Annotated in this window: 9 protein-coding genes; 4 read left to right on the plus strand and 5 right to left on the minus strand. The window is 36.7% G+C overall.

All coding sequences use genetic code 11. The annotated features are described in order from the left end of the window. Positions 1 to 683: 683 nt before the first annotated feature. Positions 684 to 1898 carry a hypothetical protein gene (locus EVU92_RS17050; protein WP_054563104.1) on the plus strand — a complete coding sequence of 405 codons (1215 nt, stop codon included), beginning with the start codon at positions 684 to 686 and terminating at the stop codon, positions 1896 to 1898. Between the two features lie 57 nt (positions 1899 to 1955). Here EVU92_RS17050 and EVU92_RS17055 read toward each other — a convergent pair whose 3' ends face one another. Beyond that, a complete protein-coding gene (locus EVU92_RS17055) occupies positions 1956 to 2831 on the minus strand; it encodes a DNA replication terminus site-binding protein (RefSeq protein ID WP_130052366.1) in 876 nt (291 codons plus the stop codon). A 434-nt stretch (positions 2832 to 3265) separates the two neighbouring features. Between EVU92_RS17055 and EVU92_RS17060 the strand changes: the two genes are divergently transcribed. Further along, on the plus strand, positions 3266 to 4615 hold the full coding sequence (locus tag EVU92_RS17060) for a 3-deoxy-7-phosphoheptulonate synthase class II (RefSeq protein ID WP_054563102.1): 1350 nt from the start codon (positions 3266 to 3268) through the stop codon (positions 4613 to 4615). Between the two features lie 64 nt (positions 4616 to 4679). On the opposite strand, the gene EVU92_RS17065 is transcribed toward EVU92_RS17060, so the two are convergent. Continuing rightward, positions 4680 to 5489: a pyruvate, water dikinase regulatory protein gene (locus tag EVU92_RS17065; protein WP_130052367.1), complete on the minus strand. Its 810-nt coding sequence runs from the start codon at positions 5487 to 5489 to the stop codon at positions 4680 to 4682. Between the two features lie 152 nt (positions 5490 to 5641). Here EVU92_RS17065 and ppsA point away from each other — a divergent pair, with 152 nt between their 5' ends. Next, positions 5642 to 8017 (plus strand): phosphoenolpyruvate synthase, encoded by a 2376-nt coding sequence (gene ppsA / locus EVU92_RS17070; protein ID WP_130052368.1) that lies wholly within the window; start codon positions 5642 to 5644, stop codon positions 8015 to 8017. A gap of 80 nt (positions 8018 to 8097) precedes the next feature. Here ppsA and EVU92_RS17075 read toward each other — a convergent pair whose 3' ends face one another. Then, positions 8098 to 8307 (minus strand): PGPGW domain-containing protein, encoded by a 210-nt coding sequence (locus EVU92_RS17075; RefSeq protein ID WP_130052369.1) that lies wholly within the window; start codon positions 8305 to 8307, stop codon positions 8098 to 8100. A gap of 147 nt (positions 8308 to 8454) precedes the next feature. Between EVU92_RS17075 and EVU92_RS17080 the strand changes: the two genes are divergently transcribed. Beyond that, entirely contained in the window at positions 8455 to 11499 is a 3045-nt protein-coding gene (locus EVU92_RS17080) for an FAD-binding and (Fe-S)-binding domain-containing protein (protein WP_130052370.1), read from the plus strand. 52 nt (positions 11500 to 11551) lie between these two features. Here EVU92_RS17080 and EVU92_RS17085 read toward each other — a convergent pair whose 3' ends face one another. Both EVU92_RS17085 and EVU92_RS17090 read right to left on the minus strand, forming a co-directional pair. Continuing rightward, on the minus strand, positions 11552 to 12742 hold the full coding sequence (locus EVU92_RS17085; RefSeq protein WP_130052371.1) for a cation:proton antiporter: 1191 nt from the start codon (positions 12740 to 12742) through the stop codon (positions 11552 to 11554). Further along, positions 12742 to 13953: a tyrosine-type recombinase/integrase gene (locus tag EVU92_RS17090; protein ID WP_130052372.1), complete on the minus strand. Its 1212-nt coding sequence runs from the start codon at positions 13951 to 13953 to the stop codon at positions 12742 to 12744. The genes EVU92_RS17085 and EVU92_RS17090 overlap by 1 nt, the downstream gene beginning before the upstream one ends. Positions 13954 to 14074: the final 121 nt, after the last annotated feature.

Here is a 14074-nt window from a genome sequence, read left to right on the forward strand (position 1 = left end):
TAAGACATTTAATAAAAAATTGTAAACTTCTTGAAGCTAAGTATAAATAAATAAGATTAATATCGGTTAAATATATAGGTATATAAGGTTAAGATGCTAAAATATAGAAGTATCTAACTGATTTTATTAAATATTTAGTAAAAAGCCAGATCATACTTTTACTTGGTAAAGATCAGATCTCTTATTACTCACAGATCAGCCTAATACTAAGCAAAAAATGAGCATTTGAGTTATGCACAGCTTAGTCACGAGTTTATTCACAAAATCATAGGTATAGATCAATTTTTTACTAACTAAATTATAAAGTTATGCACTGACAAGCTAATCAAATCAAGCAATAAGTTGGTATGGATCTGATCTATAGTTGGTACAGATCAGATCTATGCTAACTTGAAGTCGCTTTATCCACATGGTGTTTTGAAAATGGGATTTATGTCGTGTTAATTTGCTATAAAAAGGCGTTTTGTAGGACATAATTTGAACTGAGTTAGTAAAATCACGACCTATGAACTATAACTTAGTAAAAATCTGATCTGAAAATTAGCTAGTAAGAATTAGTTGGTATAAATCTGATCCAAAGAAATAAATTATGATCGGATCAAGTTTATACTAACTTAAACATTTAACTTTTGAAGTTTTATGTGTTGTTATTAACTGTCGAAGAAAAATTGGAAATAAGAACAATGAGCCGAAAGGTCAACATCTCGGTAGATAACTTACCCGATACTTTACGCGGGCAGATCCACGGGGTGGAAAGTGCGATTGATAATGAAAGTCTTGCACTATTTACAGACAATAAAGATGTGCGCGTTTCAATTGAAAATGCAGCACATGGTTTGAGAGCTTACTCGAATACTTTTAATCATTATGATTTATGGGGACGTTTTGTTCGTTCTGGTCATAAGAAGCTTCCTGTTGAAGAAGCACCAAAGAAAACAATTGTTACTCGAAAAATTTCTGAAAAAGTAGATGGCATTCTTTATGATGGCGAAATTAAAATAACACCTGCAGTGGTAAGTACACGTAAAGATGGTGAAGATGTAGAATACCTTGTTTGGCCATCTGATCGTGAAGAAAAGGTGGAACGAGCCTTAATTCGATTAGCCTCAAAAGGTAAGATTGTAAAAATTAATTTTAAATCGGGAATTCAATACGCGGTTGTTTTTTCGATGAATGAATTAGCGCAAGAATTAAAAGCGGTTGGTCAATCGATGCCGTATCCACAAATTAAAGAATCATTAGAGGCATTACAAGGTTCTAAACTTTCTTTTAAATATTCAGCGACAGATACCCGTAACTCAGATATTGATGATTCATTTTACGAATCGAACATGAACTTTTTGTCATCACTTCATTTTAGTGGCAAAAAAGGTCAGGGTGGTAACGTGAAATGTGTGGCATGTTTGAACGCATTTGTTCATAACATGATCGACAACCTTGAATATAAAGGCTACTACTTCAATAGTGCTCAAGAATTAAAACGTGGTTTATCTCGTTGGATGATGCTTCGTTTATATCATTTATGGCGCTACGCTGCTCCGGGTAAAACTTACCATTTCCGCCTTTTATCTATCATGGAAAAGTACGGCTCAATTTATTCAACCGACGAAATTACCGAGAATAAATTAAAAGCATTACGTCGTGATATGACAACTACAATGAAAGACTTAATTGAGAAAGGTGCAATTTCTGAATATAACATTACCAATGTTAAAGATGACAAAACCGGTAATATTATTGATTACACTTACGAGATGCATCCGTCTGATCAATTTTGCGATGAGATTCTTACGCTTAATAAGCATAATAAACGAATCGAAATTCAAGGTGGTAAACGTATTGTCGAGAATGCAGTTTTAATCGATGAAGATAAAATTGAAGAAATAGTAGAAGATTAATTTCATTAATAATACATACTATGAAAAAAGGCCACGCATGTGGCCTTTTTAACATAATCAATCTGTTACTTGTTCTAAGTAAAGTCTATCTACTAAGAAATCATATTCTCTTTTCCGAGGATGACTCTCCGGTTTTTGGTAATCTGATAATGTACCAAGTTTTACATCTGGTTCTGGGTTTATCAAAATAAATGGGAGAGCTGCACTAACATGATATCGGTTTTGCGCTGTGTATCTTACATTTACTTGTGGACTTACTCTTGTAGGCCTGCGAATTCGTAATTTTTCTTTATCACCCAAACTTGCAACACGACTTTGTTCTTGTGCTACAAGTGCTTGCCAAGAATGTTGGTCGATCATTCTTGGATTTGAATAACCTGCCGACTTTTCTAACATAGCTAACGCCATTTTTTTTGTAAGCGTTTTTGTTGCATGTTTGTGCATCCAGGTAAAACGAACAGAGTAGGGGGACTCAGTTTCAAAATGAATTTTACGATAAGCAGCTAAAGTAATAAGGTTTGGCACTGCGTTGTGAACAGCTTCAAAGCGTGCATCATTATTATCAATTGCTAACACACAGTTTTTAAAATCGGATTTAGCTTTATTTAACTGATTTATTCGTGCGGTAATAAACTGCTTATCGACATCTTTTAGTACTAACAACCCAGGATGCCTTTTTAATACACGGCTACTTAACCCCGTTTTCTTGTAAAAGTCCCCAAAAGAATTAAGAATTTGCTTTTGAGCTTCCTCTCCCTCAAATTTATTAACAGGGATATTAGAAGGAACTTGTTTTTCATCGTTAATATTTATATCTGGCAACTGATAATATGACGCTTTATAAAACCCCATCTGTTTTAATTCTTCACAAAATAAATGGGTTAGCTCACTTACCAAATCAAACTGACTGCGAATTTCTAGCTTTGTACTCATAAGAACACATCTTACATACTCATGTTTCAAGTTTAACCTTTTCTTTTGATAATTTGAAGTTTCCATTATGAATATAGCTGACCTAACTAGAAGTACGAAAAAAGTATGATGTGTTCTTTATTGTATTCTATAGCACGCTTTTATTATTTTTCAATATAGTGCTAGAAAAGTGTATTTGTCTAGCGTAAAGCTGAGGTTACATAGATACTAACTTATGGTAAGATGTGTTCTTCCTTTGTTGTAAAGAGTAAACGCATAAGAATAGTGATAACTATCTGTTTTAAATGGTTTAAACTCTTCGGTTTTAATCATTAATACTTAAAGAATTTATTAAATAACTAAATAATTACAAATACCTGAATATTGTCCTTGAACTTACTACGTGCAATAAGTTAGTTTTCGTTAACGGTCTATGTTAGGAATGAGGAAAGAACATGCAATCGTGGAACCCAGACAGCTGGAGAAAACTGCCGATACTTCAGCAGCCAGAGTACCCAGATCAAGAAGCCCTTAAATCAGTTGAGGGACAATTAAAAAGCGCACCACCTTTAGTATTTGCTGAAGAGACGCGTAGCTTATACAAACAACTAGAAGCTGTATGTGAAGGCAGAGCTTTCTTATTGCAAGGCGGTGATTGTGCTGAGTCATTTAGTGACTTTAATGCTGCAAACATTCGCGATACATTTAAAACACTTTTACAGATGGCCGTTGTTTTAACTTATGGTGGTAAGTGCCCTGTAGTTAAGATCGCCCGTATGGCTGGTCAGTATGCTAAACCACGTTCGTCAGATTACGAGACAATTGATGGTGTGTCATTACCTTCGTACCGTGGTGATATCATCAATAATTTTGAATTCACAGAGCAAGCTCGAGTACCAGATCCACAGCGATTAATGACGGCATATCATCACAGTGCAGCAACGTTAAATCTATTACGCGCATTTGCTCAAGGTGGCTTAGCGGATTTACACCAAGTAAACCGTTGGAACATGGGTTTTGTTGCAGCAAACCCACTTAAAGAGAAGTACCAACAGTTAGCGGATAGAATTCAAGATGCACTTGAGTTTATGGAAGTGTGTGGTATTGACTCAACTGTTGCTCCAAGCCTAAAAGAAACAGACTTATTTACATCACACGAAGCCTTATTACTAGGTTACGAAGAGGCACTTACACGCCGTGACCACTTATCAGGTGACTGGTACGATTGTTCTGCACACTTTGTTTGGATTGGTGAGCGTACTCGACAATTAGACCACGCGCATATCGAATTCTTTAAAGGTATTAAAAACCCAATTGGCGTAAAAGTTGGCCCGGGTATGGACCCAGATGAACTTATCAAGCTTATTGATGCAGTCAACCCAGATAACATCCCTGGTCGCTTAACTTTAATCACACGAATGGGTGCTGATGTTCTTCCAGAAAAGTTACCGGCTCTCGTCCGTAAAGTACAACAAGAAGGCCGTAAAGTTATTTGGAGTTCCGATCCAATGCATGGCAATACAGAAAAAGCGAGTTCAGGTTATAAGACACGTAGCTTTAATAATATTCTTCGTGAAATCAGCCAGTTCTTTGCAGTTCACAAGGCCGAAGGTTCTTACCCAGGTGGTGTTCACCTTGAGATGACAGGCCAACATGTAACAGAGTGTACTGGTGGTGCGTATGGATTATCAGATGAAGATTTAGCTCAACGTTACCGTACACAGTGCGACCCACGTTTAAATGCGGATCAAGTATTAGAACTTGGTTTCTTAGTTGCTGATTTATTAAAAGACGCACGTAAGTAACATCCTAAGTTATCCAAAAAAGGCTGTAACGTGCAGCCTTTTTAATGTCCGATACTAAATTAAGTTAGTACTTACGTCTTTCAAGACCTGTATCAGATATAATTTTCGCAGATATTTCTTCAACTGAATGATGTGTTGAATTGAGATATTGAATCTTCTGTTTTTTATAAAGCATTTCTACTTCACGTACTTCAATACGACACTGTTTTAAAGACGCATATTTTGAATTCGCCATACGACGCTGTCGAATATCCGCAAGGCGAACAGGGTCAATAGTTAAACCAAATAGTTTATGTTTGTAAGCCTTTAAACATTCAGGCAAAGTGCCTCTTTCTAAATCATCTTCTGTAAGAGGGTAGTTAGCCGCTTTAATACCATATTGCAATGCTAGGTATAAGCTAGTCGGTGTTTTACCACTTCTGCTTACACCTACTAAAATAATATCTGCTTCTGAGTAGTTTTTAATATTAGCACCATCATCATTAGTCAACGCATAGTTAACTGCGTCAATGCGAAAATCATAACTTTTCTCGTGCATTGAATGAGTTCTATGTACTTTTGGTACAGGTGCAACTTCTAATTCTTGAGAAATTTTATCGCTATATTGTGATAAAAAGTCATAGCAAACCGCACATGAAGATTTAATTATCTCACTTAGCTCATGATTAACAAAAGTAAAAAATACTAATGGCTGTTCGCCATCACGCTGTGCGGTTGAATTGATCAAGTTCTTAACTTCATTCGCTTTTTTTTCAGTTTCAACGAAAGGAATTGTTTTGTGATTAAAATCCACAGGAAACATTGATAAGGTCGCATGACCAAATACTTCAGAAGTGATTGCTGTTCCATCAGAAATATAAAATGCAGTTCTCATATTTAACCTTTTTATTACCTTTATCTGCAAAATAGGGGCTTCACGGTTTACGTGAGGTCTGTTGCCAGTGTAGAATGACTACGACCTTTTTAGAAGGTTTTCTTTCTTAACTCTCACAGTTAGTACTACAATTTGTTTATGGAGAAAGATCCGTGCAAGAATACGTTCTCTGGTATCAAGAGCTTGGTATGCAAGATGTTCCACGTGTTGGCGGTAAAAACGCTTCACTGGGTGAAATGATCTCAAACCTAGCTAACGCTGGTGTTCAAGTGCCAGGTGGTTTCGCTACAACCGCTGATGCATTCAACGAGTTTCTAGAGCAATCTGGGTTAAACTCAAAAATCCACGACATTTTAGACACATTGGATGTGGATGATGTAAATACACTCGCTAAAGTCGGTGCCGAAATCCGCCAATGGATTATTGATACACCATTCCAACCTAACCTAGACCAAGCCATCCGCGACGCATATAGCCAATTACATGGCGACGCATCACAAGATGTTTCATTTGCAGTTCGCTCATCAGCTACAGCAGAAGACATGCCAGACGCTTCATTCGCAGGACAACAAGAAACGTTTTTAAACGTACGTGGTATTGATGCAGTAATGACTGCCATCAAACACGTGTTTGCCTCACTATTTAATGACCGCGCTATTTCTTACCGTGTACACCAAGGTTATGATCACCGTGGTGTTGCATTATCAGCGGGTATCCAACGCATGGTTCGTTCAGATAAAGCAGCTTCAGGTGTTATGTTCAGTATTGATACTGAATCTGGCTTTGAAGATGTTGTATTTGTAACTTCAAGCTATGGTCTTGGTGAAATGGTTGTACAGGGTGCTGTAAACCCAGATGAATTTTATGTTCACAAACCAACACTTGCTAACGGTAAACCTGCTGTAGTTCGCCGTAATATTGGTTCAAAAGCAATCCAAATGATTTACTCTGCGGATGAATCACACGGTAAGCAAGTTGAAATTGTTGACGTAGATTCTTCGCTTTCAAACAAATTCTCAATCACAGATGCTGAAGTTCAAGAACTTGCAAAGCAAGCTGTGATCATTGAAAAACACTACGGTCGTCCAATGGACATCGAGTGGGCAAAAGACGGTAACGACGGTAAACTTTACATCGTTCAAGCACGTCCAGAAACAGTTCGTTCAAACGAAGACGCTAACGTAATGGAGCGTTTCCAATTAAATGGTACAAGCACAGTTGTTGCTGAAGGCCGTGCAATTGGCCATAAAATTGGTTCAGGTACAGTTCGCGTACTAGATTCAATTGACGAAATGGACAAAGTACAACAAGGTGACATTCTAGTTACTGACATGACTGACCCAGACTGGGAGCCAATCATGAAACGTGCCGCTGCGATTGTTACAAACCGTGGTGGCCGTACTTGTCACGCAGCGATCATTGCTCGTGAATTAGGTATTCCTGCTGTTGTTGGTTGTGGTAATGCAACTGATTTAATTAAAGCAGGCCAAGATGTAACAGTATCGTGTGCCGAAGGTGATACAGGTTACATCTACGAAGGTATTTTAGATTACGAAGTACTTACTTCACGCGTTGATGAAATGCCAGAATTACCAATGAAAGTTATGATGAACGTGGGTAACCCTGATCGTGCATTTGACTTTGCACGTTTACCGCATGCTGGTGTTGGTCTTGCTCGTGTTGAATTCGTAATCAACCGTATGATTGGTGTTCACCCTAAAGCGCTTCTTAATTTTGATGCGCAATCTGATGAGCTTAAAGCTGAAATTTCAGAAATGATGGCTGGTTATGAATCGCCAGTTGAATTCTATATTTCTAAGCTTGTTGAAGGTATTGCAACACTAGGTTGTGCGTTTGCACCAGAGCGTGTAATTGTTCGTATGTCTGACTTCAAGTCGAACGAATATGCAAACCTTGTTGGCGGCCAGCAATATGAGCCGGAAGAAGAAAACCCAATGATTGGTTTCCGTGGTGCAGCACGTTATATCTCTGAAGATTTCCGTGACTGTTTCGCGCTAGAGTGTGAAGCGATTAAACGTGTTCGTAACGAAATGGGTATGACTAATATCGAAATCATGATCCCATTTGTTCGTACACTTGAAGAAGGTAAACGCGTTATTGAACTACTTGAAGAACATGGCCTTAAACGTGGCGAAAATGGTCTTAAAGTAATCATGATGTGTGAATTACCATCAAACGCTTTACTAGCAGATGAGTTCTTAGAGTATTTCGATGGTTTCTCTATCGGTTCAAACGATTTAACTCAGTTAACATTAGGTCTTGACCGTGATTCTGGTTTAATTGCACATCTATTTGATGAGCGTAACCCTGCAATCAAGAAACTATTATCAATGGCAATTCAAACTGCTAAAGCAAAAGGCAAATACGTAGGTATATGTGGTCAAGGTCCTTCAGATCATGAAGATTTTGCAGCTTGGTTAGTAGAGCAGGGTATTGATTCTGTTTCTCTAAACCCTGATACAGTATTAGAAACTTGGTTATATCTTGCTAAGAAATTACCAGACTAAGTACTTTATTTATCTAAAATAAAGATTCTAATATAAAAAATGCCAGCATTTAGCTGGCATTTTTGTTACTCAATTAGAAATCAGCGAGCAAGTTTTTTATCTATATAGGCACATGACTTAGTAAGTGCCTTTTGGCACAAGGCTAAATAATCACGCGCTTTAGGATAATAAAAAGATAAACAGAAAAGTCCTGCAATAAAAAAGATCAGCGACGGTCCGGGAATAATAACAAAAACTAATCCCAATAACATGCATAAGGCACCTAAACTGATTAATGCAATCTTTTTCATCTGTCTATCTCATCTGCTGCTTTATTACACAGTATAAAAGCATTACTCCAGAAATCGATAAAAAGAGTGTTACAAACTGTAAAATCTTCAATTTATCTTAGCTATTAGCATGATATAATTTGCAAAATGCCTTAATTTATCACTGTCATGATAGCAACAATAAGCCAACAACAAGCTGCCACAGAACTCGTATCTAATTACTTAGAAACAATTAAAAAACAAGGTTTTAGTGGTGATACCGATGCAAGCTTTTCTACACGTTTAAGTTTATCGACCGATAACAGCGTTTATCAACAAGTACCTCAAGGTGTCATCTTTCCAAAGTCAGCAAAAGATATACAACTTGCTATGCAAATTGCGTCACGTGATCCGTTTTTATCACTGACTTTTGGTCCACGTGGTGGTGGCACGGGTACTAATGGCCAATCGCTAACGCCAGGAATAGTTGTTGATTTATCTCGCTATATGCGTGAAATCTTAGAAATCAATGTCGAAGAAAACTGGGTGCGCGTTCAAACTGGTGTAATAAAAGACCAATTAAATGACTTTTTACGTCCTTACGGTTTTTTCTTTGCACCTGATCTGTCAACTAGTAACCGAGCAACAATTGGTGGAATGATAAATACAGACGCCTCAGGTCAAGGCTCTTTAGTTTATGGCAAAACAAGTGATCATGTTTTAGGCCTTACTACTTATCTTGTTGATGGAACAGAAATGTCTACAACACCTATGAGCGTTGAAAAAGCAAAAATAATTGCTGAACAAAACACAACCATAGGTAAATTATATAAAACAGTTATCGATATTGGCCTTGAGAACCGTGATGCTATTTTAGAAAAGTTCCCGCGTTTAAACCGCTTTCTTACCGGCTACGATTTAGAACATATTTTTTCTGATGATTTACAAACCTTTGATATGAGCCGATTAATTACTGGCTCTGAAGGATCATTAGGTATTGTAACTGAAGCAAAACTAAACATTACACCAATTGCAGAATTTAAGACTTTAATTAACATTAAATATGATAGCTTTGACTCTGCTCTGCGTCATTCACCATTCTTAGTTGCAGCAAATGCAACTTCTGTAGAAACTGTCGACAGTAAAGTACTTAACCTTGCTCGTGAAGATATTATTTGGCACTCAGTATCGGACTTAATAACCGATGTTGAAAACAGAGAAATGCAAGGACTCAACATGGTTGAGTTTAATGCTGTTTCACCTGAAGATATTAAAGATAAAGTAGATACTCTTTGCAAGTTACTTGATGAATGTGTTGAAAAACAAACTAATGGGGTGATCGGTTATCAGTTAACGAATGACAAAGCTGATATTTTAAAAATTTATGCAATGCGTAAAAAATCAGTAGGCCTTTTAGGTAATGTAAAAGGCAGTCAAAAACCGTTAGCTTTTGCTGAAGATACTGCGGTTCCACCAGAAAACTTAGCCGATTTTATAGTCGAGTTTCGTGAACTTCTCGATAAACACAACCTACAATATGGTATGTTCGGCCATGTTGATGCTGGCGTATTACATGTTCGACCAGCTCTTGATATGTGCGACCCTGAACAAGAAAAATTACTTCGACATATTTCAGATGAAGTCGTTAAACTTACTGCCAAATATGGCGGCTTAATGTGGGGTGAGCATGGCAAAGGGTATCGTAGTGAATATGGCCCTGAATTTTTTGGCGAACATTTATTTACACAATTAAGAAAAATTAAAGCGGCATTTGATCCAAATAATAGAGTAAATCCAGGTAAAATCTGTACTCCACTTGAAAGTAAAGACTCACTAGTTTCTGTTGATGATCAAAAGCGAGCTTGGTTCGACAAAGAAATTTCTATCGATGTTAAAACAGAATTTAATAACGCTATGACCTGTAACGGTAATGGCCTGTGTTTTAACTATGACGAAAAATCACCAATGTGCCCATCTTATAAAGTTACTGGTGACCGCCGTTATTCACCAAAAGGGCGCGCAAGTTTAATGCGTGAATGGCTACGACTTCAAGAGTCAGAAAATATTGATTTGCTCAATGTTGAAAAAGAATTGATCAATGGCGAAGTCATCACTTGGTGGGAGCGCTATCAACATAGTCGTGATAAGAAAAAGGGCGTTTATGATTTCTCTCACGAGGTGAAAGAATCTATGGACGAATGTTTAGCTTGTAAAGCATGTACAACTGCATGCCCAATCAAAGTGGATGTTCCAACATTTCGTTCAAGGTTTTTAAATTTCTATCACAGTTATTATGCACGACCAGCTAAGGATTACTTAGTTGCGGGTATCGAGCAAACTGCACCTGTTATGGCAAAATTTGCTAAAGTTGTTAACCCAATAGTAAACACTAAACTTGTTTCTGGGTTAATCAAAAATACGATTGGTTATGTTGATACGCCCAGTTTAAGCGTCCCGCAACTTTCAAAACGTATTTCAAAAGAGCAGCATTTCAATTTTGAATTACTTAATTCGCTTTCAAAAGAAGAGCAAGCCGAATATGTACTGATAGTACAAGATCCATTTACTAGTTTTTATGAAGCCGAATTAGTCGAAAGCTTTATTAAAGTAATTAAAGCGTTAGGCAAAAAACCAATGCTATTACCTTTTAAACCAAATGGTAAAGCACAGCATGTGAAAGGGTTTTTAAATGAATTTAGAACAACAGCAAAAAATGCTGCTGAGTTTTTAAATTCACTGAGTGAAATCAATGCACCATTAGTTGGACTCGATGCTTCTTTGGTTATGTGTTACCGAGATGAATATGTATCAATCTTAAAAGAAGACCGTGGTGATTTTAAAGTTGAACTTGCCCATGAATGGCTTCAAACGCAAAACTTCAAACAAGTTTCACTTACCACTAATAAGACTTCGCCATTTAAGCTGTTAAGTCATTGTACTGAAACAACAGCAATGCCAAATGCGTCTAAAGTTTGGCAAACTATTTTTGCTGACCTGAATTTACAATTAGACACAACAAGTACTGGTTGTTGCGGAATGGCAGGAACCTATGGCCACGAAAAACAGAACCAAGAAAATTCACGCGCACTTTATGAAATGAGTTGGCAACCAATTGTTGCCGACAATGAACCTGAAACAATTTTAGCAACAGGGTTCTCATGTCGCAGCCAAGTAAAGCGCTATGAAAAATTCAAACCAAAACACCCATTACAATTAATTGCAGAGCTACTTTAAAAATTAAAGTGCTATTAAATTCATTAAAAAAATAAAGGCGCTTAACGCGCCTTTATTTTTGGTAACTTTTTGCAATTGGCTTGGTACTCATGCCATGAATAAATACGCTAAATAAAATTGTCGTTAATGTCACTGTAGCAATTTGTTCTTTGTTCACAATTGCTGTGTCCATAACCATTAAAGTAAAAACAATAGACGCTAAACCTCGAGGACCAAACCAAGCAAAAGTAAATTTGTCTTTGAAATTTAAATTAGTGAATATAAGCGAAATTAAAACTGGCACAATTCTAAAAATCGTTACGCTTAGTAAGGCATAAAATACAATTGGCCATGTAATATCATTCACAATTAAGTGCCCACAAACAAAACCGAATAAACACCAAATAAGTAGTGCAACAAATTCAGCGATATGTTCAGAGTCTTTAACTAATGTTGAACGAATTTTTTTAGGTGCTAAGTAATCAAATAATAGTCCCGCTACAAAAACGGCAATAAAACCACTACCATGAAAATTTTGTGTTAAAGAGAAAATAGCCATTACCAAGCCAATTAATAAAAATGGGCTGCTGTTATTTGCAAAATAATGACGTGCTAATGCAATTTTTAAAAGAGGTATAAACACAGCCATAGACACGCCGGCAATAACGAGTGCGACTCCTAATTCTCGACCAAAAACGAGTAGGGTATCAATCGTTGTTACTGCACTCTCTGGATTTTGTGCTAATAAAAGTAGAACTAAAAATATTGGTACGCAAAGTCCATCGTTCAAACCACTCTCAGTATTTATACCTTCGCGAACATTTTCAGGTACAGATGTGGATTCTAAAATGCCTTTACTAAGAGCTGCATCAGTCGGCGTTAAAATAATAGCAATCAAAGCAGATTGAAAAAGTGATAGCTCAGAAAAGAAAAACAACGCACCTGCAACACCTAATAGTAATGTCATTGGCAAAGCTACAAAAAGTAAAAGACTAGGATATTGATAACTATGTTTTAATACTGCCAGTTTTGATTTTGCTGCATCGGTAAATAAAAAAATACTAAGAGTTAATTCAACTAAAGGTAATATTTCACTGAGTCCCGCTTCACCTAACTTGAACTCACTAGGCAAAAAGTAAGACATAGCGATGCCAACTAGAACAAAAAACATTGGCCCGGTTATTTCTGTTCGTTCTAACTGACGAATTGTCAGTGAGTAAAATAACAAAGCTAAACCAACTAATGCGAGTATGGTATATTCCATTAAACTTTCCTTTTAATTCCAGACTTTGCGCGTTCTTTTATATTTGTTTGAATATAAATTTGATCAGTCGTAGCAATTTTTGCATGACCTAAATCTTCCGATAAGTGTTTAAGCGGTCTTGTTTGAGCATCATGGGTTGCACCTGTATGCCTTAACCAGTGAGCCGTTGCCGCTTCAAGTTGTTCCGCATCGTCTTTAAAACCATCATATAATAATGATTGTTTTGCTAAATCAAAACTTTGCTGTACTAACCGTCGAATTTGTCGAACAGTCATACCACCTTTACCACGAATTTTGTGTACTAATGGTTCGGCTTCATCAACACGGGGGAGGGCAGGTAAGCCTCGGTATAATCTGTAACGTTTTAGGTAAGTGATAAAATCTTCACTTAAAGTGACATCACGTAATTTATTACCTTTACCCATAATTCTTAAAAACCAAAAGCCATCATTGTCTTGCCAAAAATGTGACATCACCGGCGACCACTGTGGTCTTTCAGATAACTCAGAAATACGTAAATACAAACCTTTCAAACAAGCTAGTGTAAATAAATTTCTTTCTAAATCAGGCTGTTGCTCACATAGGTCACGTGTTACACCAAACACATACTCCCATTGAATGTCACTCAGTGTATCTGGAATCTTAATTTGTGATTGCACTACTAAATATGGACTATTCTTTTTAACTACCGGTACAAAATTAGCAAACGTTTTTTCTTCTAAAATCGCAAATTTATAAAATACATTTAGTGCAGTAAACATAGCTGCTAGTGTTTGTTGGCTTGCTATATTTTCTTTATTAATGAAAGGGCGCCAATTTTTATTAAGCTTTCTTATACCTTGTTCATCTTTATAACGCCATTGCACTGAGTTTGATAACCAAGCTGAATCTGGCTCAACCATAAAATCAACATATGCTTCTATGTTTTCGCGTTTTAGTTCAAAAACCGATTTTTCAGCAATCAACCATGACCATAAACAAAATCGCTCAAGTTCATTTCGAAAGCGATTAAAAGTTGCTTCTGATTTTCGACCATACACATATAAAAATTGATAAACAAAAGATAAGTCACTTTTTGATTCAGCAACTGTCAATCCAACTTGTTGTATAAAGTTATCAAGTTCAGGATATTCTATTGCAAGAGTATCATCTTCTAGATGGGCAATTTGGTATCGCAGTTGTTTAAGTGTATCAACGAGAGCAACGAGCATAATAATGAAAAATCTTGTAAAATAACTAGTTATAAGACTACCATAAAGTCCGATACTGTCTAGTATTGGACTTAAGATATCTTAAATATTTGCAACAGTTAATCATTAATTAGATTGCCAT

Source organism: Pseudoalteromonas sp. MEBiC 03485 (assembly GCF_004195145.1).
Taxonomy (GTDB): Bacteria; Pseudomonadota; Gammaproteobacteria; order Enterobacterales; family Alteromonadaceae; genus Pseudoalteromonas; species Pseudoalteromonas apostichopi.